The sequence below is a fragment of the Achromobacter sp. ACM03 genome (genome assembly GCF_014851665.1).
GTDB classification, from domain to species: Bacteria; Pseudomonadota; Gammaproteobacteria; order Burkholderiales; family Burkholderiaceae_B; genus Achromobacter; species Achromobacter aegrifaciens.
Genome location: NZ_JACVAD010000008.1, coordinates 42,798 through 67,973, shown reverse-complemented (window position 1 = coordinate 67,973; position 25,176 = coordinate 42,798). Strand labels below are relative to the sequence as shown.

Sequence of the window (25,176 nt, the reverse complement as noted above, 5' to 3'; positions counted from 1 at the left end):
ATGTCATCCAGGCTGAAATTATTCTTGGGCTGCAATGGGGGCGGCCATGCCGTCCTACATGCGGAACACGCCGAACTTGGTGTCCTCGATGGGCGCGTTCAAGGCCGCCGACAAGGCCAGGCCCAGCACGCGGCGCGTGTCGGCCGGGGCGATGATGCCGTCGTCCCACAGCCGCGCGGTGGCGTAGTAGGGATGGCCTTCGCGTTCGTACTGTTCGCGGATCGGCGCCTTGAAGGCGGTTTCCTCATCTGCCGACCACTGACCGCCGCGGGCCTCGATGCCGTCGCGCTTGACCGTGGCCAAGACGCTCGCGGCCTGTTCGCCGCCCATGACCGAGATGCGGGCGTTGGGCCACATGAACAGCATGCGCGGCGAATAGGCGCGGCCGCACATGCCGTAGTTGCCGGCGCCGAACGAACCGCCGATCAGCACGGTGAACTTGGGGACGTTGGCGGTGGCCACCGCCGTCACCATCTTGGCGCCGTGGCGGGCGATGCCTTCGTTTTCGTACTTGCGGCCGACCATGAAGCCGGTGATGTTCTGCAGGAACACCAGCGGGATCTTGCGCTGCGCGCACAGTTCGATGAAGTGCGCGCCCTTCTGCGCGGACTCCGAGAACAGGATGCCGTTGTTGGCCACGATGCCGACAGGCATGCCGTGGATGTGCGCAAAGCCGGTGACCAGCGTGGGGCCGAAGCGCGCCTTGAATTCGTCGAATTCGGAGCCGTCCACGATGCGCGCGATGACCTCGCGCACGTCATAGGGCTTGCGCGTGTCGGCGGGAATGATGCCGTTGAGTTCGCTGGGGTCGTAACGCGGCTCGCGCACGGGTATGGTGGCCAGCGGCTGCGGCTTCTTGCGGTTCAGGCGCGCGACGGCGTTGCGCGCCAGTTGCAGCGCATGCATGTCGTTGGCGGCCAGGTGGTCGACCACGCCGGACAGGCGTGTGTGCACGTCGCCGCCGCCCAGGTCTTCGGCGCTGACTTCTTCGCCGGTGGCGGCCTTCACCAGCGGCGGGCCCCCCAGGAAGATGGTGCCCTGGTTCTTGACGATGATGGACTCGTCGCTCATGGCGGGCACGTAGGCGCCGCCGGCGGTGCAGGAGCCCATCACCACGGCGATCTGCGAAATGCCCTGCGCGGACATCTGCGCCTGGTTGTAGAAGATGCGGCCGAAGTGTTCGCGGTCGGGGAAGACCTCGTCCTGCTGCGGCAGGTTGGCGCCGCCCGAATCCACCAGGTAGACGCAGGGCAGATGGTTCTGCGCGGCGATTTCCTGCGCGCGCAGATGCTTCTTGACCGTCATCGGGTAGTAGGTGCCGCCCTTGACCGTGGCGTCGTTGCAGACGATCACGCATTCCGTGCCGGCCACGCGGCCGATGCCGGTGATGACGCCGGCGCCGGGGGCTTCACCGCCGTACATGCCGTGCGCCGCCATCGGCGACAGTTCCAGGAACGGCGTGCCCGGATCGATCAGGTGCTCGACGCGGTCGCGCGGCAGCAGCTTGCCGCGCGCCACGTGCTTGGCGCGCGCGGCTTCGCTGCCGCCCAGCGCGGTATGGGCCAGTTGCTGATTCAGATCGTCCAGCTGCGCCTGCATGGCCTGCGCATTGTCGGTGTAGTCCTGCGACCGCGGATTGATGCGGGATTCGATGATGGGCATGGGGTTCCACCCGTCCTGCTTGTTGGAAATTTGAAGGCGCTCGTGGAGCGGTTTGTCTCGCTGCCCGGTGGGCCGGGCATTCTTGTCGGTTAGGGGCACCGAAGAGGGATTTCGTTGCGCCTTTCCTGCACGGCGCGCGACCGACCCGTCGCGCTAAGACGCCATGCAAGAAAGGCGCAGCGGAATCCATCGAAAGCCGGGAGGCCGAAGCCTCCCGGCGTTGCGTCAGACCATCTCGATCGCCATGGCGACGGCTTCGCCGCCGCCGATGCACAGCGTGGCTACGCCGCGCTTGCCACCGGTCTTGCGCAGCGCGCCGACCAGGGTGGCCATCAGGCGGGCGCCGGACGCGCCGATCGGGTGGCCCAGGGCGGTGGCGCCGCCGTGGACGTTGACCTTGTCATGCGGCAGCTTGAAGTCGGCCATGGCAGCCATGGTGACCACCGCGAAGGCTTCGTTGATTTCGTAGAGGTCCACGTCTTCGGCCTTCCAGCCGGTCTTGGCGAACAGGTTCTTCAGCGCGCCCACGGGGGCGGTGGTGAACCAGTTCGGCTCTTGCGAGTGCTGGCTGTGGGCGACGATGCGGGCCAGGGGCTTGACGCCCAGCTTTTCCGCGGTGGAGGCGCGCATCAGCACCATGGCGGCGGCGCCGTCGGAGATCGACGAGGAGTTGGCGGCGGTGACGGTGCCGTCCTTCTTGAAGGCGGGCTTGAGGGTGGGGATCTTTTCCGGCATGGCCTTGGTGGGGGCTTCGTCGGTGTCGATCACGGTGTCGCCCTTGCGGCCGGCCACGGTCACGGGGGCGATTTCCCACTTGAAGCTGCCGTCTTCCGACGCGGCGCGGGCGCGGCGCAGAGATTCCAGCGAGAACGCGTCCTGCTGTTCGCGGGTGAAGGAATACTTGGCGGCGCAGTCCTCGGCGAACACGCCCATGGCCTTGCCCTTGTCGTAGGCGTCTTCCAGGCCGTCCAGCGCCATGTGGTCATACACGGTGTTGTGGCCGTAGCGGTAGCCCTGGCGGCCCTTGAGCAGCAGGTAGGGCGCGTTGCTCATGCTTTCCTGGCCGCCGGCGACCACGATGTTGGCGCTGCCCGCGGCCAGCAGATCATGGCCGAACATGGCGGCCTTCAGGCCCGAACCGCAGACCTTGTGGATGGTGGTGCAAGCCACGCCCAGCGGCAGGCCGGCGCCCAGCGCTGCCTGGCGCGCCGGGGCCTGGCCCTGGCCGGCCTGCAGCACGTTGCCCATGATGACTTCTTCGACTTGCTCGGGCTTGATGCCGGCGCGTTCGACGGCGGCCTTGATGGCGATCGAGCCCAGCTCGTGCGCGGCCAGGCCGGACAAGGCGCCCAGCATGCCGCCCATGGGCGTGCGGGCGACGGAAACGATGACGATGGGATCTGACATGGCTAGCTCCTGTGAGGGTCGGGACAGCTCTGGGGTTACGAGGCCGCGGGTTCGCCCGTAGGGCGTTCCGGACGCAGGCGTCTGTCCGTATCGTAAGGGAAAAATTCTTCAATCCGGCCCTGCGCCACATGGGCGCGGCAGGCCTGCCACCACTCCGGTTCCAGCAGGTCGGAATGGTGACGCATGAAGGCGCCGCGCACGCGCGGGTCGCCTAGCAGAAAGCGTCCGAATTCTTCGGGAAAGACATCATTCGGACCGATGGCATACCAGGGTTCGGACGCCAGCTCCGCCTCTTCGTTGGGGGCGGGCGGAATGCGCCGGAAATTCATTTCTGTCATGCGCTGGATTTCGTCGTAATCGTAGAAAACGACTCGGCCCAGGCGCGTGACGCCGAAGTTCTTGTAAAGCATGTCCCCGGGGAAAATATTGGCCGCCGCCAGTTGGCGGATGGCGTCCCCGTATTCGCGCACGGCCGGGTCCAGCAGCGCATCCGACGCCTGGCGCAGGTAGATGTTCAGCGGGGTCATGCGCCGTTCGATGTAGACATGGCGGATGACCACCGTGTCGCCGGTTTCCTCTATCAGGCTGGGCACCAGCCGGCGCAATTCTTCCAGCAGCGCGGGTGCAAAGCGCGCGCGCGGCAGCGCCACCTGTGAGTATTCCCAGGTGTCGGCCATGCGGCCGACGCGATCGTGCAGCTTCACCATCTGGTACTTGCGGCGCACGGTGGCATGGTCCATGCCGTCCTTGTCGATGCGGTCCTTGATGAGCTTGAACACGTAGGGATAGGACGGCAGCGTGAACACGCACATCACCATGCCCTTGATGCCGGGGGCGATGTCGAAGGCGTCGCGCGAATGGGCCAGGTGGTGCAGGAAGTCGCGGTAGAACAGCGTCTTGCCCTGCTTCTGCAGGCCGATCATGGTGTAGAGCTCGGCCTTGGGCTTGCGTGGCAGCAGGCTGGACAGGAAATTCACCACCGCGGCCGGCGTTTCCATGTCCACCAGGAAATAGGCGCGAGTGAAGCTGAACAGCGTGCTCAGGTCGTCGGCGCCCAGCAGCAGCGCGTCCAGCACGACCTGGCCCGCCGGGTTGCGCATCAGCGCCACCGCAAAGGGATACACCGTGCCCTGGTTGATCAGGCGGCCGACGATGTAGGCGCCCTTGTTGCGGAAGAACAGCGAGCCCAGCGCGTGGATCTGGCAGTCGCTGGCGATGCGGCGGCCGACGTGGCGCGGCAGTATCGCGCGCAACTGCTTGACCGCGGCGCGCGCCAGCAGCCGGGTGTCGCGGGGCAGGTCTTCGAAGGGCAGCGCCAGCCCGAAGTCCGCCACCATGCGGATCAGGCTTTTTTCCAGCCCGTCGGTGGTGGGGTAATACACCCGGTACGAGGGGATGCTGCTGTCCAGGTAGTCGGTGGCGATGGCCGGGCGGACGAACAGGAAGGCGTTGTGGAAATAATCGCGGTGCAGGATGCGGCAGGACACCGAGTTGAAAAACGTCTCGGCGCATTCGGGCTGGCGGTGGTCGCCCAGCAGGCCCACGAATTCCTGTTTGATCTGCTGCCAGAACGCGGTCTGCTCGTCGCTCAGGTTGGGTGCAGCGCTACCGTTGGCGCCCACCGCGCCTTCGGGGCGGCCGCGCAGCACGCCTTCCAGTTGGGTGGCGCATTCGCGCACCCGCATGTCGTAGTACTCGATGCGCTCGCGCGACAGGCGCTGGATGCCGTGCCAGTCGCCGGATTCGAACAGCGCCTTGGCGCGCTGGGCGCTGTAGCGGAACAGCGCGTAATGGCGGTCGAAGCCCGCCAGGATCAGCCGTGCGACGTCCAGCGGCGAGGGGCCCGGAGCGGGCGCCTGCTCGATGTGCTGGACGTCGGACATGCGGATCATGGCGGCGTCGCTCAGGCGGTTTCGTTGAACAGTTCGCGGCCGATCAGCATGCGGCGGATTTCGCTGGTGCCGGCCCCGATTTCGTACAGCTTGGCATCGCGCCACAGGCGGCCCACCGGGTATTCGTTGATGTAGCCGTTGCCGCCCAGGATCTGCACGCCCTCGCCCGCCATCCAGGTGGCTTTCTCGGCGGTGTACAGGATCAGCGCGGCGCAGTCCTTGCGCACCTGGCGCACGTGCTCGGCGCCCAGGCGGTCCAGGTTCTTGCCGACCTGGTAGCAGAAGGCGCGGCTGGCCTGCAGCGTGGTGTACAGGTCCGCGACCTTGCCCTGGATCAGCTGGAATTCGCCGATGGCCTGGCCGAACTGCTTGCGGTCATGGATATAGGGGACGACCACGTCCATCACGGCCTGCATGATGCCCACCGGGCCGCCGGACAGCACCGCGCGTTCATAGTCCAGGCCGCTCATCAGCACCTTGACGCCGCCGTTGACCTGGCCCAGCACGTTCTCTTCCGGGATTTCGCAGTCCTGGAACACCAGTTCGCCGGTATGGCTGCCGCGCATGCCCAGCTTGTCCAGCTTCTGCGCCACGGAAAAGCCCTTGAAGCCCTTTTCCACCAGGAAGGCGGTGATGCCGCGCTGGTGCGCCTCGGGATCGGTCTTGGCGTAGACCACCAGGGTGTCGGCGTCCGGGCCGTTGGTGATCCACATCTTGGTGCCGTTCAGCACGTAGCGGTCGCCCTTCTTGTCGGCGCGCAGCTTCATGCTGACCACGTCGGAACCGGCGCCCGGCTCGCTCATGGCCAGGGCGCCCACGTGTTCGCCAGAAATCAGCTTGGGCAGGTACCTGGCTTTCTGGGCGGCTGTGCCGTTGCGGTTGATCTGGTTGACGCACAGATTGGAGTGCGCGCCGTAGGACAGGCCGATGGAGGCGCTGGCGCGGGAGATTTCCTCCATCACGACCATATGGGCCAGATAGCCCATGTTGGCGCCGCCATATTCCTCGTCGGCCGTCATGCCCAGCACGCCGAGTTCGCCGAATTTGCGCCAGAGGTCCATGGGGAACTGGTCGCTGCGGTCGACTTCTGCGGCGCGCGGCGCGATCTCGGCCAGTGCGAAATTACGCACCGCGTCGCGCAGCATGTCCAGATCTTCGCCCAGGTCGAAGTTCAGGCCGGGAAGGTTCATCGCTGTCTCCGTGATAGTAGGTACTTACTATTTTGTGGGCGCCCGTGTCCGGCGCCAGCTTGCCGCGCGTGGCTCATGATGCGCCGATCGGCCATCGCCGCGCAATGATGCACTGCAAATATTACGTTTACGTAAACGTAAATTGGAGTCGGGTTATCCCTAGGTAATTCAACCCTGCCCAGGGAGTTGCGCTGAGTAAGATGCCAGCCGATCCTTGAATCCTGAATCATTGCGATGGAGTCTGCCGTGCTCGAACTATCCAACCTGGACGAAATTGTGGCGCTGCGGCGCGACATCCACATGCATCCGGAGCTTTGCTACGAAGAGCATCGCACGGCCAAAGTGGTGGCGGACACGCTGCGCGGCTGGGGCATCGAGACCCACACCGGCATCGCCAAGACCGGGGTGGTCGGCGTGATCAAGCGCGGCACGTCGGATCGCGCGATCATGCTGCGCGCCGACATGGACGCCCTGCCCATGCAGGAAGAGAACCAGTTCGAACACCGCTCGCGCCACGACGGCAAGATGCACGGCTGCGGCCACGACGGCCACACCGCCATGCTGCTGGCCGCCGCGCGCCATCTGCAGGCCGAAGGCGGCTTCGACGGCACCGTGTACCTGTGCTTCCAGCCGGCCGAGGAAGGCGGCGCGGGCGGCCGGGCCATGATCCAGGACGGCCTGTTCGAGCGCTTCCCCTGCGAAGCCGTGTTCGGCCTGCACAACTGGCCGGGGCTGCCCGCCGGATCCATCGGCGTCTGTTCCGGCCCGATGATGGCGGCCGCCAACGGTTTCAAGATCACCGTGCGCGGCAAGGGCGGCCATGCGGCCGCGCCGCAGGACTGCAGCGATCCGGTGCCGGCGCTGTTCGCCATCGGCCAGTCGTTGCAGACCATCCTCACGCGCAGCAAGCGTCCGCTGGACGCCGCCGTGCTGTCGATCACCCAGGTGCAGGCCGGCGGCAGCGTGATCAACGTCATCCCCAACAGCGCCTGGCTGGGTGGCTCGGTACGCGCTTACAGCACGGCGGTGGTCGACCTGATTGAACGCCGCATGAACGAGATCGCCGGCAACATCGCCGCCGCGCACGGCTGCGAGGCCGACGTGTTCTTCGAGCGCCGCTATCCGGCGCTGGTGAACACCGTGGCTGAAACCGAGTTCTGCATGGAAGTCATGCGCGAGGTCGTGGGCGAGGACAAGGCAATGGTGATCGAGCCGGCCATGGCCTCGGAAGATTTCGCCTTCCTGCTGCAGGAAAAGCCCGGCTGCTACGTGTTCCTGGGCAACGGCGACGGCGAGCACCGCATGGCCGGCCACGGCCTGGGTCCCTGCATGCTGCACAACGCCAGCTACGACTTCAATGACTCCCTGATTCCGGCTGGCGCGTCGTACTGGGTACGCCTGGCGCAACGCTATCTGGCCTGATGTGCTTCACGCCTTTCGTTTTATCTGACGCAGTGCCACGCAACATTACCAGGACGATATGAAAAAGAAGACATTGCTGATCAAGGCCGCGGGGGCGGCCTTGGCAATCATGGCCAGCGGCGCCATGGCGCAGAACTGGCCGGCCAAGCCCGTGACGCTGGTCGTGCCCTACACCGCCGGCGGCAGCGCCGATGCGATCGGACGCCGCCTGGGCGACGTCCTGCGCAAGGAAAGCAACGTAACCGTCATCGTCGAGAACAAGCCGGGTGCGGGCGCCTCCGTCGGCACCGACTTCGTGGCACGCGCACAGCCGGACGGCACCACGCTGCTGCTGGCCTCCACCAGCCCGCTGACGATCTTCCCGCATCTGGCCAAGACCAACTATGACCCGATGAAGGACCTGACGCCCGTGGCCAGCGTGGCGGTAGCGCCCGTCGCCATCGTCGCCACCAAGGCGCTGCCCGTGAAGGACTTCGCCGGCTTGATCGACTACGCCAAGTCGCATCCCGACGGCGTGCGCTACGGCACGCCGGGCCAGGGCACCGTGGCCCACATCGGCATGTCGGCCGTCACGGCGCAGACCGGCACCAAGATGCTGCACGTGCCTTACCGCGGCAACAGCCAGGCGCTGACCGACGGTTTGGGCGGCGTGGTCGAGCTGCTGGTGGTCAATAGCGACGTGGTGCTGCCGCACGTTGCCAGCGGTGCGCTCAAGCCGCTGGCCGTGATGGCGCCCGAGCGCCTGGCCGCCTGGCCGGACGTGCCCACCATGGCGGAACTGAAGATGCCGCAGGCGCAGTACTACTCCAACTTCGGCGTGTTCGCGCCGGCCAATCTGCCGCCGGCCGTCGCGCAGCCGCTGCAGGCCGCCTTGGCCAAGGCGGTGGCCAGCGCCGAATTCCAGGAACTGCTGGCCAAGTCCTACCTGCAACCGGGCACCGCCACGGGCGAGGCCTTCGCCAAGCAGGTGCAGGCGGAATTCGCGAACAACGCGCGAGTCATCAAGGAAGGCAACATCAAGGCCGAATAAGCTCTGCCTGGCAAAAAAGCGCGCGACCCCTGGGGGTTAGGCGCGCTTTTTTTTTGAGCCGGCCCAAGACCGCGGACGCTTCGAGAGGCTTGCCGCAGCCTACGCGCTGCGCGGCCCGAACATGATCACCATCATTCCGGCCAGGCACAGCCCCACGCCCAGCCAGTCGCTCATGCTGGGCCGCACGCCGTCCACGGCCCACAGCCACAGCAGCGCCATGCCGATGTACACGCCGCCATACGCCGCATAGACGCGGCCCGAAGCCGTGGGGTGCAGCGTCAGCAGCCAGGCGAACAGCGCCAGGCTGGCGGCCGCCGGCGCGAGCAGCCAGATGGAATGGCCTTTGCGCAGCCAAAGATAAGGCAGATAGCAGCCGACGATCTCGGCCAGCGCCGTCAGGATGAACAGCGCGAGGGTTTGCAGGGCGCCCATGCGCGTCCCGCTAGGGCTTTTGCGCGAGCAGCTCGCGGCATTGCTGTTCCTGCTGCGCGATCTCGCGCAGGGTATCCTCGATGTCGCGGCGCTGTTGTTCCAGCGTGGAGCGGTGCTGTTCCAGCACGCTCAGGTACTGGCGCAGCTGGACCGCGGTGTCGCCCGGCCCGTCGTACATGTCGATCAAGGTCAGGATCTCGGACAATTGCAGGCCCAGGCGCTTGCCGCGCAGGGCCAGCTTCAGGCGCGTGCGGTCGCGTGGCCCGAAGATGCGGTTGCGTCCTTCGCGCGCCGGGCTGACGATCCCCTGGTCTTCATAGAAGCGGATCGTGCGGGGCGTGACGTCGAACTCGCGCGAGAGTTCAGAGATGGTCCAGGTTGACGGGGACATGCGGCGTGTGGCAGTTTACGTAAACGTAAATTATGATGACTTGACCCAATCGTCAAGCGTGGAGGAGAGGCAATGAATCCGAACGAACAGAAACTGCAGTACCCCTGGGCCGATTTCCAGCCCGAAGCCGGCCGTTCGCACGTGGTGGCGGATGGGGTCAAGTGGATCAGGATGCCTCTGCCGTTCGCGCTGGATCATATCAACCTCTGGCTGCTGCGCGACAACATCGACGGCCGCGACGGCTGGACCATCGTCGACTGCGGCATCACCCGCGATGAAGTGAAGACGCTGTGGGAACGGGTATTCGAGACCGAACTCGAAGGCCTGCCGGTGCTGCGCGTGATCGTCACCCACATGCATCCCGACCACATCGGCCTGGCGCACTGGTTGTGCGAACGCTGGAATGCGCCCCTGTGGATGACGATGACGGACTTCATGGTGGCCTCGCTGTGGTCCTCGCGCCGCGGCGAAGCCGGCGGCGGCCCGGGCGGCCAATCGGCGGTGGACCACTTCGCGCGCCATGGCCTGACTGACCTCGACGCGCAGGAGCAGATCCGCCAGCGCGCCAATTACTACCCCAACCTGGTGCCGGCCGTGCCCGCGCGCTACACCCGCATCCTGCATGGCGACGCGGTGCGCATCGGCGGGCGCGACTGGCGCGTCATCGTGGGCTATGGCCACGCACCTGAACACGCGTCGCTGTATTCCGCCGACCTGCGCGTGCTGATCTCCGGCGACATGGTGCTGCCGCGCATATCCACCAACGTCAGCGTGTTCGACTACGAGCCCGACGCGAATCCCCTGCCGCTGTACCTGCGCTCGCTGGACGGCTACGCCGACCTGCCCGAGGACACGCTGGTGCTGCCTTCGCACGGCCGGCCTTTCAAGGGTCTGCACGAGCGCATCGCGCAACAGCACGAACACCACCGCGACCGCCTGGCGGAAGTGCTGGAAGCCTGTGCGGTCCAGCCGCAATCGACCACCGACATCGTGCCGGTGCTGTTCAAGCGCAAGCTCGACCTGCACCAGCTGACCTTCGCCATGGGCGAGGCGCTGGCGCACCTGCACGCACTGTATTTCGAAGGGAAGCTCAAGCGCGCGCTGGGCGCGGACGGCATCATGCGGTTTTCGGCCGCCTGAGCGCTGCATCGGGCCGATAAGCAGTAGCCCTGCAGCTATTGCGGGCAAGTCCGGCAGCCGCGCGTCGCCGAGGGGCGACGCGGCTGCCGCGTATGGCTTCATCCCAAGCGAATGTCGGACCCGCCGTCCGCTCCCGACAACATTCGTTCATGAGATTTTGTAATGCCTGCGCTTCATAGCGCGAAGTTCCGACAGATGCTGAATCCGACCATCATGTGCGGCATGCAGAACCTCTCGGGAAAATCCCATGAACTTCGATCTGACTGAGGAGCATCAGTCCTTCGCGGATGCCGTCCGCCGTTTTGCGCAAGACAAGCTCGCCGCGGGGGCGTTGGCGCGGGCGCACTCCTCTGCGTATCCATGGGATGCCGCGCGTCTGCTGGCCGAGCAGGGCTTGCTCGGTATCACCTTTTCTGAAGCCGACGGCGGCCAGGGCGGTTCGCTGATGCACGCCGTGTTGGCCATCCAGGAAGTGGCGCTGGTTTGCCCCAAAAGCGCGGATATCGTGCAGGCGGGAAATTTTGGTCCCATCCGCACCTTTGTCGAATACGCCACCCGAGAGCAAAAGGCGCGGTTCCTGCCCGACCTGCTGGCAGGCAGGAAGCTGATCGCCCTGGGCATGAGCGAACCCGACGCGGGCTCCGCCGTGACGGAACTCAAGACAAGCGCGCGCCTGGACGGCGACGAGATCGTGATCAACGGCAGCAAAGTGTTCTCCACCCACAGTCCGGAAGCAGATCTGTTTCTGATCTACGTGCGTTTCGGCGCCGGCATCGGCGGCATCGGTTCCGTGCTGGTGGAACGCGGCGCGCCGGGATTCTCGGTTGGCGAACCCTCCAGTTTCATGAGCGGCGAACAATGGTGCCAGCTCTACTTTGAAGACTGCCGCATCCCCGTGGGCAACCTGCTGCTTGGCGCGGGCGGCTTCAAAAAGCAGATTGCGGGTTTTAACGTCGAGCGGCTGGGCAATTCCTCGCGTTCGCTTGCGCTTGGGCGGCACGCCTTTAACCTGGCGCGCGAACATGCCGGGTTGCGTAAGCAATTTGGCCGCGAACTATGCGAATTCCAAGGGATTCAGTGGAAATTCGCCGATATGGCGTTGAAGCTCGAATCCGCGCAATTGATGCTGTATCGCGCCGCGCTCGAGGGCGAACATGGCCTGCCCTCGGCGCACAACACAGCGTTGGCGAAACTGGCTTGCAACACGGCCGGCTGGGACGTCGCAAACGAGGCCCTGCAGGTAATGGGCGGCATGGGGTACAGCCAGGAATCGCTGGTCGAATACTGCGTGCGCCGCATACGCGGATGGATGATCGCGGGCGGATCGATAGAAATGCTCAAGAACCGGATCGCCGAGGGCGTGTTCGAACGCCAGTTCTCGCAACGCGCGCCCCTGGCCAAATGAGATAAGGCGCCTATCGAGTGCGATTCTCAACGATGAACACCAAGTCCCTCTCGATGAATACAGAGTCAGTCTCGGGGGCGGCGCTGGCCGCCGCCTTGCTCAATCCGGCCAGTATTGCCCTGATCGGCATCTCCGACGATGCCAGCAAGACCAGCGGCAGACCCCTGAAGTTCCTGCGACGTGCCGGCTATGGCGGCAGGATCTATCCCGTGAATCCCAGGCGCGGCACCGTGCAGGGTGAACGAGCCTGGCCGGATCTGGCATCCCTGCCGGAAGTGCCCGAGCATGTCTTCATACTCACGCCGACGGACGGCGTCCAGGCGGCGCTGGAGCAATGCGCCGCGGTCGGCGCCAAGGTCGCAACGATACTTGCCAGTGGCTACTCCGAGGCGGGCGCGGAAGGTGCGGAACGGGAGCAGGCCTTGCGCGCGCTCGCAAAGCGCTCCGGGGTGCGGTTGCTGGGTCCTAGCAGTCTCGGCGTGGTCAATGCGGAGACGGGCCTGCGCCTGACCGCCAACGCGGCGTTTGCCGAGCCGGACCTGCCTTCCGGCCGAACATTCGTGGCGTCGCACAGCGGCAGCATGATCGGCGCCCTGGTCTCGCGCGGAAAAGCGCGCGGCGTGGGCTTTGCCGGGCTGGTGTCGGTAGGCAGCGAAGCCGATCTCAGCATCGGTGAAATCTGCGCCGCCACGCTTGACGATCCCGCCATCGATGGCTATCTGTTGTTCCTCGAAAGCCTGCGTCATGGCGCTGAGCTACGCGCCTTTGCCATGGAGGCTGCCAAGCGCGGCAAGCCCGTGATCGCGTACAAGCTGGGCCGCTCCGACGCCGCGGCGGAAATGGCAGCTACCCATACGGGCGCATTGGCCGGCGAGGACGATATCGCCGATGCTTTCCTCAAAGATTGCGGGATCGCCAGGATAGGCATCTTCGATGCCTTGCTGGAAGGTTTGCCGCTGGCCCGGCGCTTCGCCCTGATGCATGACGCCGCCAAGCCCCGGCGTGTGGGCGTGGTGACTACAACGGGCGGTGGCGCGGCCATGGTGGTGGACCAGCTGGGCATACGCGATGTCGTGGTCGAACCGCTATCTGCCCAGACGCTGGAGCGTTTGCGGGAGCAAGGCGTTCCCGCTTCGGCCGGACGCGTGCTGGACTTGACGCTGGCCGGCACGCGCTATGAGGTGATGAAGAAAAGTCTCGACGTCATGCTGGATGCTCCCGAGTTCGATCTCGTGGTGGCCGTGGTGGGCTCCTCGGCGCGCCACCAGCCCCAGCTCGCAGTCAGGCCGATCATCGACAGCATGGGCTGCGGCAAACCCCTGGCCGCCATGCTCGTGCCGGATGCTCCCGAGGCCCTGGCGGCGCTGAGCGCGGCGGACGTGCCCTGCTTCCGCTCTCCGGAAAACTGTGCCGATGTCATTGCATCGGTCTTTGCGCGGCGCCGTCCCGCCATGACGGCAACGGTCCAGGCCCCGCCCGCGTCGGCAGGCGCTGCGCCGCGCGCGCTCAGCGAGGCGCAAGCCTATACCGTGCTGGACAAACTGGAAGTGCCGCATGGGCCGTTCGTTACGGTGCCGCTGGCCGGGCCCGCACCTGTGCTGCCCTTTGATTTTCCCGTTGTGGCCAAGGTCTGCTCCGAGCTGATTCCTCACAAGACCGAGGTGGGCGGCGTGGTCCTGTCGATCGACAGCCCGGCATCGCTAACGCAAGCTTTGGCCAAGCTGCGCTCGAATCTTGCCCGGCATGCGCCAGACGTGGCCTGCGATCTCGCCCTCGTGCAGCCGATGTGCGCGGGGCTTGCCGAGGTTCTGTTGGGCTATCGCGTGGATCCTGATGCGGGCCCGATCGTGCTGCTGGCGGCAGGAGGCGTCTGGGCCGAAGTCATCCGCGACCGCAGTGTCCGGCTCGCGCCCGTCGGCCTGGAGGGCGCGCGCGAGATGATCGGCGAACTCAAGGTGTTGAAGACCGTGTCGGGCCTGCGCGGCAAGGCGCGCGGGGACCTCGAAGCGCTGGCGCAAGCCATCGTGCAGTTGTCACAGCTTGCCTTGCATCCTGAATTGGGAATCAGCGAGGCCGAGGTCAATCCGCTGCTTGTGATGCCAGACGGCCGTGGGGTCATTGCGGTGGACGCGCTGGTATTGCGCTCATGAACGACGCGGGGTTCGTACCAGACCTGGCGCAGGCCGCGCAAGCCGAGATCGCACGCCTGGACGCTGCGGCGCGATTGCATCATGTGGACGGACGCCACGGCAAGATTGCGTGGCGTGAGTTTGGCAGCGGTGCACCGCTAGTGCTCTTGCATGGCGGCCACGGCAGTTGGCTGCATTGGGTCCGCAACATAGAGGCCTTGTCGCAGGACCATACTCTGTTGATTCCCGATATGCCCGGATACGGCGATTCCGGCGATCCGCCGAGTCGCGCGGGCGAGCAGGAGCGGCTGATGCAGATTGTCGATGCGTTGATTGCTTCGCTGGACCAGCTACTCGGCGCTGGAGCGTCGCTGGCGCTGGCGGTGCATGAGCATTCCTGTCTGCGCACTCGATTCAAGAGCCGGCTGCTGTCGCGGACCCGTCAATTGCCAGAAGCTCTGGCCGCCTTCAGCCAGCCCGTCTTGTTGATCTGGGGCGAACACGATGTCACCGCAACCCCCATGACTCTGGCGCACCAGCTTGCCGAACTCTGCGCTGCTGGCGATTGGTGTGTCGTGCCCGGCGCGGGTCACTGGGTCCAATACGAGTGCGCGCAGACAATCAATCCCATGCTGGCGAGCTGGTTCGGCCCCGGACAACGCCGCTATCCGGTCTGACGCCGACTTGTCTGCGACGCGCCTGTCACCCCATCGAGAATCTGCATGAAGAACAAGCTGCAGCAAGCGCCTCTGGCGATCTACAAGCATCACCTCAAGCAGGGGAAGCTTGCCTATCAATACAGTCCGCAGGCCGCACGCGCGGTCTTTTTCCCTAGGCTGATTTGTCCCTATTCCGGCTCGACGGATCTTGAGTGGCGCATCAGCGCTGGCCGAGGAACCGTGTACGCGACCACCGCGGTGTCGAACAAGGATGGATCGTCCCACAATGTCGCCCTGATCGACCTGGACGAGGGGTTTCGCATGATGTCGCGGGTCGACGGCATGGAGCCCATGGAGGTTCAGATCGGGTTGCGGGTCGAAGTCAGGTTTGTCGAAGAAGGCGATGCGGAAGAACCGCTGCCGGTGTTTGTCGCGCTACGCAAGGAGGATGCGTGATGATGGGTCGAGCCAGTGCGGCAATCGTGGGTGTGGCGGAATCGGATCTCGGTCACGTGGCGCAGGACATGACGCCCCTGGACTTGATGGCGCAAGGTATCGCGCGGGCGCTGGATGATTGCGGCCTACAGCTCAACGACGTAGACGGCTTGTTCGGCGCGGCCACCCAGAGCCGGATGGTGACCTTGGCGCTGAAGGAGTACCTGGGCATCCAGCCGCGCTATGGGGATTCGACCTATCTTGGCGGTTCCTCTTTCATGACGCACGTGGCGCACGCGGCTGCGGCGATCGAGGCGGGGTTGTGCGAAGTGGCCGTCATCACCTATGGAAGCACGCAGCGCTCGGCCGGGCGCAGCAATGTGGGCGGACGGGAATCCAATCCCTACGAAACGCCGTATCGCCCCTTCATGCCGGCCAGCGCCTATGCCATGGCGGCGTCGCGTCACATGCATGATTACGGCACCACGCGCGAACAGCTCGCGGAAATCGCGGTCGCGGCCCGGAAATGGGCGCAGCTGAATCCAATGGCGTGGGAACAGGGCGACCTGTCGGTCAATGACGTGCTGAATGCGCGCATGGTCAGCTATCCGCTGACTATTCGCGACAGTTGCCTGGTGACCGATGGCGGGGGCGCGTTGGTGATGACGTCCGCTGCGCGCGCCCGGGATCTGCGCAAGCCGCCCGCGTATGTCCTTGGTTGCGGGGAAGCCCATAGCCATCAGTCGATCTCCAATATGGCCAACCTGACCGAGACAGCGGCCAAGCTATCCGGGGCCAAGGCTTATCAGATGGCCGGGCTGGGTCCCAGCGACGTAGATGTCATCGAACTCTATGACGCCTTCACCATCACCACCCTGCTGTTTCTCGAGGATCTCGGGTTTTGCGCGAAGGGTGAAGGCGGTCCCTTCGTGGCCGATGGCAAGCTGCGTCCAGGCGGCGTTCTGCCTACCAATACCAACGGCGGCGGCCTGTCGTACTGCCACCCGGGGATGTATGGCTTGTTTTTGTTGATCGAGGCGGCTCGCCAGATCCGCGGAGAATGTGGCGCGCGTCAAGTCAGCGGCTGCGACATCGCGCTTGCACATGGCAATGGCGGCGTGCTGTCGAGCCAGAGCACGGTGATTCTGGGTTCGGCTGCCGCGCTTTGACATGACCGTATCGGCTTGCGTCCGCATTGCATGAACGACCTATGAAGCGGTGGAGGAGTGCAGATGTTGACAGAAAGCGACGAAACCGAGTCCATTCTCAAGGCCTCCGTCGAGACCTTCATGCGGCAGGAGTCCGCCATGGAGCGGTTGCGGCAGGTGAAGCCGGGACGTCCCGCGCATGATCGGCAGGTATGGGCCAAGCTGGCGCGGCAGGGCTGGCTGGCCATGCGCCTGCCCGAGCAACTGGGCGGCAGTGGCCTGCAGGCAAGGCATGCGGGAGCCATTGCCGCAGTCTTTGGCCAGTTCCTGTTGCCCGAACCGTTTGTTGGCTGCGCGCTTTTGCCTGGCATGCTGGCCGCCAGTGCGAATCGGGCCGCAGCCTGGCACGACATCCTGGCTGCGTTGACGGATGGCGAGAAGGTCATCGCCGTGGCCTGGCAGGAGGATCCCCAGTCCCTGGATGTCTGTCCTGTACGCACCAATGCGGCGAACGGGCCAGCCGGCCTGCTCATCAGCGGCGTCAAAGCCGGTGTGGTCGGAGCGGCAATGGCCGACGACTTCCTGGTGACTGCTCGCCTGGAAGGTCAACCGGTCCTGGTGGCGGTGGCGCGATCCGCGCCCGGCGTTCGTGTGGAGACGGTGACTACCAGCGATGGGGCGTCGCTGGGAACCGTGTACCTGGAGAATGCGCCGGCGCAGGGCGCGGTGCTGTTTGAAGGCGAGGCCTTGCTCCAGGCATTGGCGAGGGCGCTGGATGAGGCGTTGCTCGCCGTGGCCGCCCAGCTCGACGGAATGGCGCTGGCCGCCTTTGAAATAGCGCTTGACTACATGCGGACCAGAGAGCAGTTCGGGCAGAAGATCGGCAGTTTTCAAAGCCTGCAACATGCGGCCGTGGATCTGAAAGTGCAGCACCGGCTCGCGGCAGCCTCTTACCTGTCAGCGTTGCAGAAGCTGGAGGCTGCAGGCGATGTAGTCCGGCATCCCGCGGCGGTCTGCGCCGCCATCTCCGCAGCCAAGGCCCGGGCGTCCGATTCGGCGCTAGCCACGGCCCGGTTCGGCGTGCAGGTACACGGTGCAATCGGCTTTGCCATGGAGGCGGATATCGGCCTGTACATGAAGAGCGCGCTCAGGGCCTCGGCATGGCTGGGTAATGGCGCTCAGCACCGGCGGCGCGTCAGCCTGTTGTTGCAGGAGCAGGCCAGCGCCGCTCGAGGAGCAGACGCATGAGCAGAAGCGACTTCAACACGCTTTCCGACGAGGCCTTTCGAGCAAGATTCCGCAGCTGGATTGCGCAGAACTATCCGTCAGATCTGCGCAATCCGCTGAAGCGCCTGACCGGCAAGGCCGCCAGGACCTGGCTGCAAAGCCAGTTGCGGGATGGATGGCGCGCTCCGGGCCTGCCCGCCGAATATGGCGGAATGGGATTGTCGATGCGCAAACAGCTGATCTACCAGGAGGAGCTCGAGCGCTTCGGCGTAGCCCGTCCCATCGACCATGGTCTGCGACTTCTTGCGCCGGTGCTCATCCGCTATGGCACCGAGGAGCAGAAGGCTTATTACCTGCCGCGCATCCTGTCTTGCGCGGACATGTGGTGCCAGGGCTACTCGGAGCCGAACGCGGGTTCGGACCTTGCCAATCTGAAGACAGCAGCCGTTCTTGAGGGCGATCGCTATGTGGTCAACGGCCAGAAGATCTGGACTACCCTGGCCACCGACGCCAACATGATTTTCATGCTGGTGCGGACCAGCGTGCAGCCCAGGAAGCAGCAAGGCATCACTTTTCTGCTCGCCGACCTCAACACGCCGGGTATCGAGATCCGGCCGATCCGCACGCTGGCTGGAGACGAGCATTTCTGCGAAGTATTTTTCAAGGACGTGGCGGTACCGGCGGAAAACGTCGTCGGACGCGTGGATGAAGGCTGGTCGGTCGCCAAGGCGCTCCTCGGCTTCGAACGCTTCAGCCACGGCTCGCCGGAGCTGGTCCGCTACGCATTGACCGTGCTGCGCGACACGGCGGCTGCCGTCGGCGCGTCGTCATCGGCAAGCTATCTTGAGCTTCATGGGCGTCACGCGAGTGACGTGGCGGATGCATGCGCGTTGTATGAATTGAGTTGCGAGGCCGCCATTCGGGGCAATGAGCCTGATGATTCCGATCATGATTTCATGATGTTGAAATTGTTCAACGCCGAGCTTCTGCAACGCCTCACGGAGTCCATACAGGAACTTGCAGGCCACTATGGCGGAGTCATCGGAGCCGCGCCCGGAATCGGCCTCAAGGAAGACCTGGAATGGCTCTACATGATCGCGCGGCCCGTCACGATTTTCGGCGGAACTGCGCAAGTGCAACGCAATATTCTCGCGCGGCGTGCGCTCGGTCTGCCTGCTTAGATTGATGAAATCATCGCGCGAAAAAACGCGTCATTCGCGCGCGGCAGTCTCCATTAGCCAGTTGCGGAATGCCGCTACGTGGTGGCCGTCCTCGGCATGGTTGGGGCGTAGCAGGTAGTAGCCCAGCCCCCGCGAGAAAGGCTGTGCGAACGGGCGCACGAGCTGCTTGGTAAGCAGCTCCTGTGAAAGCATCGCGGTTTGGCCTACTGCGATTCCCAGGCCATCGACAGCAGCCTGGTAGGTCAGCACCGAACTGCTGAAAGTCATGCGTTCCGCGCCTTCCGCGGCCGTTGTCAGTCCCGTGCTTTCAAGCCACTCGTTCCAGTCCGTGCGGCGATAGTGGCTGACCAGCAGGCGCTGCGTCAACAGCTTGGAGGGGGACTCCCCGGCCGCCAGGTGCTGCTGCAGGAATTTTGGCGAGCACACAGGCTCGACGTTGTCCAGGAACAGCAGATCGGTCTGCATGTTGGGCCATTTGCCGTTTCCGAATTGGATGGCCACATCCACGTCGTCCCGATCGAAATTCACTTCGGGAACGGCGATGCTCAAGGAAAGTTCGATGTCGGGGCGCAGGGCCTGGAACGCCGGAAGACGCGGAATCAGCCAGCGTACCGCGAACGTCATGTAGGTGCGCACGCGCACGGTTTGACCCTCGCGCTTCCTGACCAACTCCTCCGTGGCCGTTGCGATCGTGGCGAAGGCCTGTACCACCTTGTCCGCGTAAATCTTGCCTTCGCGGGTGAGGTGCACGCCGTGCCGGCTGCGGTTGAAAAGGGGTACGCCGAGGTAGTCCTCGATCAGCGCGATCTGTCTGCTGACGGCGGACTGCGTGACATGCAGCTCTTTGGAAGCCTTCGTGAGGTTCTCATGTCGCGCTACTGCCTCGAAGGTGCGTAGCGGATTCAGAGGGGGAATTCGACGGCCCATTTTTTGAGTTCCCTGTAGGGCGTTGATATTCCCGCAAATCATAGCTCAGCGAGCGATTGGAAGTACGCATGATCTGCAAAGAGGACGCAGAATATCGCTCAGTTTCTTGATCCGCGTGCAGCCATAAAAGCGCGAGATATGAATTAAAGGTGCGCAAGGAAATCGCCGCAATCTCTCAGCGGTTCCTGTGTGGATTTCCCGCGCGTCCATGACCAACCGAACAAATTGTTGGAGCATTCAATGAAGGCTAGTGGCTTGATGGAAGGCAAGGTGGTGGTCGTGACCGGCGCGGGGGGCGGCATCGGCAAGGAAGTGGCGTTGGCAATGGCGCGCGAAGGTGCCAAGGTCGTGGTCAACGACCTCGACGTTTCCCTTTCTGGCGAAGCGGGCGGCGGTACGCCGGCCGGCGCCGTGGTGGAGGAAATTCGCGCTCAAGGCGGACAAGCCGTGGCAGACGGACACAGCGTCGCTGAATGGAACTCGGCGGCCGCCATCATCGAGAAGGCAGTTGCCACCTTTGGCCGCATCGATGCCGTGGTGAACAGCGCCGGCATTCTGAGGGACTCCATCTTTCACAAGATGAGCGCCGAAGACTTCGAGCTGGTCCTGCGTGTGCATCTGTTCGGCTCGTTCAACATGAGCCGGGCGGCAGCGGCTCATTTCCGCGAACAAGGCAGCGGCGCGCTGGTTCACATGACATCAACGGCGGGTCTGATCGGATCCATCGGGCAGGCAAACTATGCGGCCGCAAAAATGGGAATCGTCGGGCTGTCGCGCTCGATCTCGCTGGACATGGCGAGGTATGGCGTGCGTTCGAACTGCATCGCGCCCCACGCATTCAGCCGCATGATCGAAAGCGTGCCGGGACTGTCGCCCGAAGAGCAGGAACGCAATCTCGCCAAGCGCCGCGCCATGACGCGGGCGGACCAGATCGCTCCGCTTGCGGTCTACCTCTGCTCAGAGGCTGCCAAGGAGGTATCAGGCCAGATATTCGGCGCACGTGGCAACGAGATCTATCTGTATGGTCAGCCGCGGCCGGTACGAACCCTGCATCGGGCGGACGGTTGGACGCCGGAGCGCCTGGCGCAGACCCTGACGCCGGCCTTCCGCTCGAGCTTCACGCCGCCGGAACGCACACGCGACGTTTTCGGGTGGGAAGCAATCTGACAGGAGCTTCCCATGCCGTTGAACTTCGAGACCGTCCGTGATTGGCGCTTCGAGCCACCGAATCAGCGCTACGACCAGCGCGAAACCATGCTGTACGCGCTTAGCCTGGGATTCGGAACGGATCCGCTGGACGAACAGGAACTGCCTTTCGTTTATGAACGGGACCTGCTGGCGGTGCCTACCATGGCGGCCGTGCTGTGCCACCTGGGTCCATGGGCAAGCGACCCGCGCACCGGCATGACGCGCGAGAAGATCGTGCATGGCGCGCAACGCATCGAGTTCCACGCGCCCTTGCCCAGCCATGGAGCGTTAAGCGCGCAAGCGCGCGTTGTCGGCATCGAAGACAAAGGCGCCGACAAGGGCGCTCTCGTTCATGTCCAGCGCACGCTGGTGGACCAAGCCACGGGCCAGGAGCTGGCGACCATTCTGCATAGTTCCTACTGCCGTGCGGACGGCGGCTTCGGTGCGTCGTATGGCAGCCCGGTTGCGCCGCATGCTGTCCCGCAGCGCAGCCCCGACATGGTGGTGGATTTGGCTACCGCACCCAACGCCGCGCTGCTCTACCGCCTCAATGTCGATCGCAATCCGCTGCATGTTGATCCCGCCGTTGCGCGCAGGGCGGGATTCGATCGCCCCATCCTGCACGGCCTGTGCACCTACGGCATGGCAATGCGCGCGTTGCTGAAAGGGCCGCTGCGCTACGAAGTAGAGCGAGTGAAATCCTTCGAGGCCAGGTTTTCTTCCGTGGTCTTTCCCGGAGAAACACTGGGCTTCGAGTTCTGGCGACACGACAACGTCGTGAGCTTTCAGGCTTTTTCTCGCGATCGGGGCAAGCGCGTACTGGAGCATGGGTGCGCCGTGCTCAATTGAACAATGGCTGGCACTCCAGGACTTGGAGCTGTCGCAAGCCGATGATTCCCAAAAACAAGGAGATGACGATGCAAAAGCAATGCGAGGGTCGGATTGTGGTTATCACTGGCGCAGGGCGCGGTCTTGGCCGCCAGTACGCGCTCGAGTTCGCGCGTCAGGGCGCCAAGGTCGTGGTGAACGATCTCGGTTCTGCCCGCGACGGTAATGGCGGCGCCACGGGACCGGCCGAGGAGGTAGTGGCCGAGATTCGCGCGTTTGGTGGTGTCGCGGTGGCGAATACGGACGATGTTGCGGACTGGGAGGGCGCGCGTCGCCTGATCGACACGGCGATACGCGAGTTTGGCGGGCTGGACGTTCTGGTCAACAACGCAGGCATCCTACGCGACAAGACCCTCGCCAACATGGAAGAACAAGACTGGGACGCCGTGATCCGCGTTCACCTACGCGGCACCTTTGCTCCGGCGCGTCATGCGGCCGCCTACTGGCGCGACGAATCCAAGGCGGGACGCCCGCGCGTCGCACGCATGATCAATACCAGCTCGTCCTCGGGCCTGTATTGCAATCCTGGTCAAAGCAACTACGGCGCGGCCAAGGCGGGCATCACGTCGATGTCGGTGATTGCGTCTCGCGAGCTCGAGCGCTACGGCGTGACGGTCAACGTCATCTACCCGACTGCGATGAGCCGGCTGACCGAAGACATCTTTGCAAAAAAGCTGGGCGCGGGCGCGGTGAAGGCGGCCGGCGAGTTCGATCCGCTCGACGCCGCCAACGTGGCGCCGTTGATTGCGTGGCTGGGCAGCACGGAATCCAGCGGCATTACGGGACGGGTGTTCGGCGTGCGCGGCGGGCGCATCACGGTGGCTGAAGGTTGGCGCGCCGGCCCGCGCATCGAAAAGGAAGGTCGCTGGCATACGGAGGAACTGGGAGCGCTGATTCCTGACCTGGTCCGTCGCGCCGCGCCCAATGCCCTCACCACTGGCGAGATTCCCGCCCCGCCTGAAGGAGTCTAAGTCATGGCGCTAGACCTCAATGCAGTGGGGCGTTCTGGCGGTACGGCGGAAGTGAGTTGGACCCACCGCGACGCCCTGCTCTATGCAATTGGCGTGGGCGCGGGCCAAGACGACGCGCTACAAGAGCTTGCATTCACCACGGAGAACTCGGCAGGCGTGTCCCAGCGCCTGCTTCCGACCTATGCCGTAGTGATTGTGCAGAACGCCGGTCTCAGGCCGGATCTGGGAGCGATCGACCGTACCAAGGTGGTCCATGCCGAACAGGCCTTCGAGGTGCATCGTCCCCTGCCTGTGGAGGGACGGGTGCGCGTCACCAATCGGGTGACGGCCATCGAGGACAAAGGTTCCGGCGCGCTGGTTCGTAATGAAGCCCAGGCCGTCGATGCGGTCTCGGGCGAATTGCTCATCACCTGCGCCTCGGCAGCCTTCCTGCGTGGCGAAGGCGGCTTCGGCGGCGAACGTAAATCTGCCCAGTCCTCCCCGATGCCCGAGCGGGTTGCGGATGCCGTGCTCACGGCTGGCACCCGACCCGATCAGGCGCTGCTGTACCGTCTCAGCGGAGACCGCAATCCTTTGCACAGCGATCCAACGTTTGCCGCCAAGGGAGGATTCCCCCGCCCAATCCTGCACGGCCTGTGCACCTACGGAATCACCGGAAGACTGCTGCTCCATGCGTTCTGCGGCAGCGACCCGGACCGGATGCGTTCGATGTCGGCACGCTTCACGCGCCCCGTCATGCCCGGAGAGACGTTGTTGGTGCACGCCTGGCAGGAGGCTGGGGACGTCCGTTTCCGTACGTTTGACGGGGCCGGGGAGATCGTGATCGACCATGGCCTGATGAAGGTCCGCCAGGAGGCGCAGCAATGAACACAAAGAATTCATCGCGGCCCAAGGCAGCGCCCGTTCCCACGCCGACCACCCTGCCCTTTTGGGAAGGAACGAGGGCAGGAGAGCTGCGGCTGCAGCGTTGCGGCAGCTGCCATGCCCACCATCTTTATCCACGCACGCGCTGCCCCGCTTGCGGCGCTGACGCACTGACCTGGGTCCGCGCAAGCGGTCGGGGCAGCCTGCACTCCTACGTCATCAGCCACCTGGCTGCGCCGGGTTGGGAAAACGAGGTCCCCTACGTGATCGCCGTCGTGAAGCTGGAAGAGGGGCCCAGGATGCTGTCGAATCTCGTGGGCGTGCCCGCCGACCCTCAGGCGCTGCCTCTGGATATGCCGCTCGAAGTTGTGTTCGAGACCCGCGGGGAAGAGGTCCTTCCCTTTTTCCGACCGACCAATACCAAAGGAGGCGCGTCATGACGGGCCCCGTAATCGCCATTGCCGGCGCCGCCGAGACTGAACTCGGCGCCTTGCCGCAACTTTCCGAACTGGACCTGCGGGCGGATGCTGCCCATCGAGCGCTGGCGGATGCCGGCCTGACGCTGGCCGACGTCGACGGGATCACCAGCGCGGGCGACTCGCCGATTGAAGTCGCGCATTACCTGGGCGTGACGCCCAAGTGGTACGACGGCACGTCTGTGGGGGGATGTTCCTTCCTGATCCACCTGCGGCATGCGGCGGCTGCCATTCGCGCCGGTTATTGCTCGACCGTGCTGGTATTGCACGGAGAATCGGGACGTTCGCGCGTAGGGAAAGCACTGAACCGGCGTCCTCCGTATTCGATGAACGGGCAGTTCGAACTGCCTTACGGTGTATCGGCGCCGCCCAATATGTTCACCTTGCCTGCGTTGCGTTTCATGCATGAAACCGGCACTACGCACGAGCAATTGGCGGAAGTTGTGGTGGCGCAAAGTCACTGGGCCAACGGTAACCCGCGCGCAAGCCGGAACAAGCTGTTGACGGTCGAAGACGTGATGGCCTCGCCCATGATCGCCTATCCTTTCCACAAGCTCGAATGCTGCGTGGTGACCGACGGCGGCGGCGCGTTGGTGGTGACCACGGCTGAGCGCGCGCGCAATTTGCGTCGCGCTGATTCCCCGGTCTATCTGCTCGGTTCGGGCGAGGCTTGCGACAGTCCCTTGGTGTCGATGATGGATGACATGACTTCGTCGAAGGGATTTCGGATCTCCAGCCGCGCGGCCTTTGCCGAGGCCGGCATCAGCCATGCTGACGTCGATCACCTGATGATTTATGACGCGTTCGCGCACTTGCCCCTGTATGGCCTGGAAGACATGGGATTCGTCGGCCGTGGTGAAGCAGGCGCCTTCATTGCGGAAGGCAATACTCGGCCTGGCGGGCGTCTGCCGCTGAACACGAACGGCGGCGGCATCCTGTACACGCACACTGGCATGTACGGCATGTTCGCGATCCAGGAGGCGGTCAGGCAATTGCGAGGCGAGGCGTTCCGTCAGTTGGACAAGGTGCGGACCAGCGTGGTCCAGGGCGTGGGTGGCATGTTCACCGCGGCGGCTACGTTGGTGCTGTCCAACCAGTCGCCTTGAGGACCA

General features: G+C 64.6%; 23 protein-coding genes. 16 read left to right on the top strand and 7 right to left on the bottom strand.

The window, feature by feature from the left end; genetic code table 11:
• Nucleotides 1-54: 54 nt before the first annotated feature.
• The 4 genes from IB257_RS26830 to IB257_RS26815 form a co-directional block, all read right to left on the bottom strand.
• On the bottom strand, nt 55-1,662 hold the full coding sequence (locus IB257_RS26830; protein ID WP_054455628.1) for a carboxyl transferase domain-containing protein: 1,608 nt from the start codon (nt 1,660-1,662) through the stop codon (nt 55-57).
• A 225-nt stretch (nt 1,663-1,887) separates the two neighbouring features.
• Nucleotides 1,888-3,069: an acetyl-CoA C-acetyltransferase gene (locus tag IB257_RS26825; protein ID WP_054455626.1), complete on the bottom strand. Its 1,182-nt coding sequence runs from the start codon at nt 3,067-3,069 to the stop codon at nt 1,888-1,890.
• A gap of 35 nt (nt 3,070-3,104) precedes the next feature.
• A complete protein-coding gene (gene aceK / locus IB257_RS26820) occupies nt 3,105-4,961 on the bottom strand; it encodes a bifunctional isocitrate dehydrogenase kinase/phosphatase (protein ID WP_119449834.1) in 1,857 nt (618 codons plus the stop codon).
• Nucleotides 4,962-4,972: 11 nt separating this feature from the next.
• Entirely contained in the window at nt 4,973-6,151 is a 1,179-nt protein-coding gene (locus IB257_RS26815) for an isovaleryl-CoA dehydrogenase (RefSeq protein ID WP_125471016.1), read from the bottom strand.
• 246 nt (nt 6,152-6,397) lie between these two features.
• Here IB257_RS26815 and IB257_RS26810 point away from each other — a divergent pair, with 246 nt between their 5' ends.
• Complete coding sequence (locus tag IB257_RS26810; RefSeq protein WP_082401115.1) at nt 6,398-7,573, top strand: M20 aminoacylase family protein; 1,176 nt, start codon at nt 6,398-6,400, stop codon at nt 7,571-7,573.
• A gap of 58 nt (nt 7,574-7,631) precedes the next feature.
• Nucleotides 7,632-8,603 (top strand): tripartite tricarboxylate transporter substrate binding protein, encoded by a 972-nt coding sequence (locus IB257_RS26805; protein ID WP_119449836.1) that lies wholly within the window; start codon nt 7,632-7,634, stop codon nt 8,601-8,603.
• A 99-nt stretch (nt 8,604-8,702) separates the two neighbouring features.
• Here IB257_RS26805 and IB257_RS26800 read toward each other — a convergent pair whose 3' ends face one another.
• Both IB257_RS26800 and IB257_RS26795 read right to left on the bottom strand, forming a co-directional pair.
• Nucleotides 8,703-9,035: a YnfA family protein gene (locus IB257_RS26800; RefSeq protein WP_054455615.1), complete on the bottom strand. Its 333-nt coding sequence runs from the start codon at nt 9,033-9,035 to the stop codon at nt 8,703-8,705.
• A 10-nt stretch (nt 9,036-9,045) separates the two neighbouring features.
• On the bottom strand, nt 9,046-9,426 hold the full coding sequence (locus tag IB257_RS26795) for a MerR family DNA-binding transcriptional regulator (protein WP_054455614.1): 381 nt from the start codon (nt 9,424-9,426) through the stop codon (nt 9,046-9,048).
• Between the two features lie 72 nt (nt 9,427-9,498).
• Here IB257_RS26795 and IB257_RS26790 point away from each other — a divergent pair, with 72 nt between their 5' ends.
• From IB257_RS26790 to IB257_RS26755, 8 genes are all read left to right on the top strand, one after another.
• On the top strand, nt 9,499-10,566 hold the full coding sequence (locus tag IB257_RS26790; RefSeq protein WP_119449837.1) for an MBL fold metallo-hydrolase: 1,068 nt from the start codon (nt 9,499-9,501) through the stop codon (nt 10,564-10,566).
• A 247-nt stretch (nt 10,567-10,813) separates the two neighbouring features.
• Complete coding sequence (locus IB257_RS26785) at nt 10,814-11,971, top strand: acyl-CoA dehydrogenase family protein (RefSeq protein WP_192493080.1); 1,158 nt, start codon at nt 10,814-10,816, stop codon at nt 11,969-11,971.
• A gap of 53 nt (nt 11,972-12,024) precedes the next feature.
• The gene (locus IB257_RS26780) at nt 12,025-14,121 is read left to right on the top strand and encodes an acetate--CoA ligase family protein (protein ID WP_370540131.1); all 2,097 of its coding nucleotides are present in this window, start codon (nt 12,025-12,027) and stop codon (nt 14,119-14,121) included.
• On the top strand, nt 14,118-14,777 hold the full coding sequence (locus IB257_RS26775; protein WP_225589255.1) for an alpha/beta fold hydrolase: 660 nt from the start codon (nt 14,118-14,120) through the stop codon (nt 14,775-14,777). The genes IB257_RS26780 and IB257_RS26775 overlap by 4 nt, the downstream gene beginning before the upstream one ends.
• A 45-nt stretch (nt 14,778-14,822) precedes the next feature.
• A complete protein-coding gene (locus tag IB257_RS26770; RefSeq protein WP_192493078.1) occupies nt 14,823-15,215 on the top strand; it encodes a Zn-ribbon domain-containing OB-fold protein in 393 nt (130 codons plus the stop codon).
• Nucleotides 15,215-16,363, top strand: a complete 1,149-nt coding sequence (locus IB257_RS26765) for an acetyl-CoA acetyltransferase (RefSeq protein ID WP_192493125.1) — start codon at nt 15,215-15,217, stop codon at nt 16,361-16,363. Before IB257_RS26770 ends, IB257_RS26765 begins: the two co-directional genes overlap by 1 nt.
• A 63-nt stretch (nt 16,364-16,426) precedes the next feature.
• Nucleotides 16,427-17,590 carry an acyl-CoA dehydrogenase family protein gene (locus IB257_RS26760; protein ID WP_192493077.1) on the top strand — a complete coding sequence of 388 codons (1,164 nt, stop codon included), beginning with the start codon at nt 16,427-16,429 and terminating at the stop codon, nt 17,588-17,590.
• Nucleotides 17,587-18,750, top strand: coding sequence for an acyl-CoA dehydrogenase family protein (locus tag IB257_RS26755; RefSeq protein WP_192493076.1), 1,164 nt, complete (start codon nt 17,587-17,589; stop codon nt 18,748-18,750). The genes IB257_RS26760 and IB257_RS26755 overlap by 4 nt, the downstream gene beginning before the upstream one ends.
• Before the next feature lie 30 nt (nt 18,751-18,780).
• Here IB257_RS26755 and gcvA read toward each other — a convergent pair whose 3' ends face one another.
• On the bottom strand, nt 18,781-19,677 hold the full coding sequence (gene gcvA, locus IB257_RS26750; RefSeq protein WP_192330643.1) for a transcriptional regulator GcvA: 897 nt from the start codon (nt 19,675-19,677) through the stop codon (nt 18,781-18,783).
• A gap of 240 nt (nt 19,678-19,917) precedes the next feature.
• Here gcvA and IB257_RS26745 point away from each other — a divergent pair, with 240 nt between their 5' ends.
• The 6 genes from IB257_RS26745 to IB257_RS26720 all read left to right on the top strand — a co-directional run bounded on the left by IB257_RS26745 (nt 19,918) and on the right by IB257_RS26720 (nt 25,170).
• The gene (locus IB257_RS26745; RefSeq protein WP_175213164.1) at nt 19,918-20,844 is read left to right on the top strand and encodes an SDR family NAD(P)-dependent oxidoreductase; all 927 of its coding nucleotides are present in this window, start codon (nt 19,918-19,920) and stop codon (nt 20,842-20,844) included.
• A gap of 12 nt (nt 20,845-20,856) precedes the next feature.
• Complete coding sequence (locus IB257_RS26740; protein WP_192493075.1) at nt 20,857-21,714, top strand: MaoC/PaaZ C-terminal domain-containing protein; 858 nt, start codon at nt 20,857-20,859, stop codon at nt 21,712-21,714.
• A 68-nt stretch (nt 21,715-21,782) separates the two neighbouring features.
• Nucleotides 21,783-22,724 (top strand): SDR family oxidoreductase, encoded by a 942-nt coding sequence (locus tag IB257_RS26735; protein WP_175213163.1) that lies wholly within the window; start codon nt 21,783-21,785, stop codon nt 22,722-22,724.
• 3 nt (nt 22,725-22,727) lie between these two features.
• Nucleotides 22,728-23,591, top strand: a complete 864-nt coding sequence (locus tag IB257_RS26730; RefSeq protein ID WP_192493074.1) for a MaoC family dehydratase — start codon at nt 22,728-22,730, stop codon at nt 23,589-23,591.
• On the top strand, nt 23,588-24,028 hold the full coding sequence (locus IB257_RS26725; protein ID WP_192493073.1) for a Zn-ribbon domain-containing OB-fold protein: 441 nt from the start codon (nt 23,588-23,590) through the stop codon (nt 24,026-24,028). Before IB257_RS26730 ends, IB257_RS26725 begins: the two co-directional genes overlap by 4 nt.
• A complete protein-coding gene (locus tag IB257_RS26720; protein WP_192330636.1) occupies nt 24,025-25,170 on the top strand; it encodes a thiolase in 1,146 nt (381 codons plus the stop codon). Before IB257_RS26725 ends, IB257_RS26720 begins: the two co-directional genes overlap by 4 nt.
• Nucleotides 25,171-25,176 lie beyond the last annotated feature (6 nt).

Coding starts and splice junctions, on each gene's coding strand:
- IB257_RS26720 (WP_192330636.1), top strand. CDS start 24,025: ATGACGGGCCCCGTAATCGCCATTGCCGGCGCCGCCGAGACTGAACTC.
- IB257_RS26785 (WP_192493080.1), top strand. CDS start 10,814: ATGAACTTCGATCTGACTGAGGAGCATCAGTCCTTCGCGGATGCCGTC.
- IB257_RS26760 (WP_192493077.1), top strand. CDS start 16,427: ATGTTGACAGAAAGCGACGAAACCGAGTCCATTCTCAAGGCCTCCGTC.
- IB257_RS26765 (WP_192493125.1), top strand. CDS start 15,215: ATGATGGGTCGAGCCAGTGCGGCAATCGTGGGTGTGGCGGAATCGGAT.
- IB257_RS26795 (WP_054455614.1), bottom strand. CDS start 9,426: ATGTCCCCGTCAACCTGGACCATCTCTGAACTCTCGCGCGAGTTCGAC.
- IB257_RS26755 (WP_192493076.1), top strand. CDS start 17,587: ATGAGCAGAAGCGACTTCAACACGCTTTCCGACGAGGCCTTTCGAGCA.
- IB257_RS26800 (WP_054455615.1), bottom strand. CDS start 9,035: ATGGGCGCCCTGCAAACCCTCGCGCTGTTCATCCTGACGGCGCTGGCC.
- IB257_RS26730 (WP_192493074.1), top strand. CDS start 22,728: ATGGCGCTAGACCTCAATGCAGTGGGGCGTTCTGGCGGTACGGCGGAA.
- IB257_RS26735 (WP_175213163.1), top strand. CDS start 21,783: ATGCAAAAGCAATGCGAGGGTCGGATTGTGGTTATCACTGGCGCAGGG.
- IB257_RS26775 (WP_225589255.1), top strand. CDS start 14,118: ATGAACGACGCGGGGTTCGTACCAGACCTGGCGCAGGCCGCGCAAGCC.
- IB257_RS26745 (WP_175213164.1), top strand. CDS start 19,918: ATGAAGGCTAGTGGCTTGATGGAAGGCAAGGTGGTGGTCGTGACCGGC.
- IB257_RS26805 (WP_119449836.1), top strand. CDS start 7,632: ATGAAAAAGAAGACATTGCTGATCAAGGCCGCGGGGGCGGCCTTGGCA.
- aceK (WP_119449834.1), bottom strand. CDS start 4,961: ATGATCCGCATGTCCGACGTCCAGCACATCGAGCAGGCGCCCGCTCCG.
- IB257_RS26780 (WP_370540131.1), top strand. CDS start 12,025: ATGAATACAGAGTCAGTCTCGGGGGCGGCGCTGGCCGCCGCCTTGCTC.
- IB257_RS26740 (WP_192493075.1), top strand. CDS start 20,857: ATGCCGTTGAACTTCGAGACCGTCCGTGATTGGCGCTTCGAGCCACCG.
- IB257_RS26790 (WP_119449837.1), top strand. CDS start 9,499: ATGAATCCGAACGAACAGAAACTGCAGTACCCCTGGGCCGATTTCCAG.
- IB257_RS26770 (WP_192493078.1), top strand. CDS start 14,823: ATGAAGAACAAGCTGCAGCAAGCGCCTCTGGCGATCTACAAGCATCAC.
- IB257_RS26825 (WP_054455626.1), bottom strand. CDS start 3,069: ATGTCAGATCCCATCGTCATCGTTTCCGTCGCCCGCACGCCCATGGGC.
- IB257_RS26815 (WP_125471016.1), bottom strand. CDS start 6,151: ATGAACCTTCCCGGCCTGAACTTCGACCTGGGCGAAGATCTGGACATG.
- gcvA (WP_192330643.1), bottom strand. CDS start 19,677: ATGGGCCGTCGAATTCCCCCTCTGAATCCGCTACGCACCTTCGAGGCA.
- IB257_RS26725 (WP_192493073.1), top strand. CDS start 23,588: ATGAACACAAAGAATTCATCGCGGCCCAAGGCAGCGCCCGTTCCCACG.
- IB257_RS26830 (WP_054455628.1), bottom strand. CDS start 1,662: ATGCCCATCATCGAATCCCGCATCAATCCGCGGTCGCAGGACTACACC.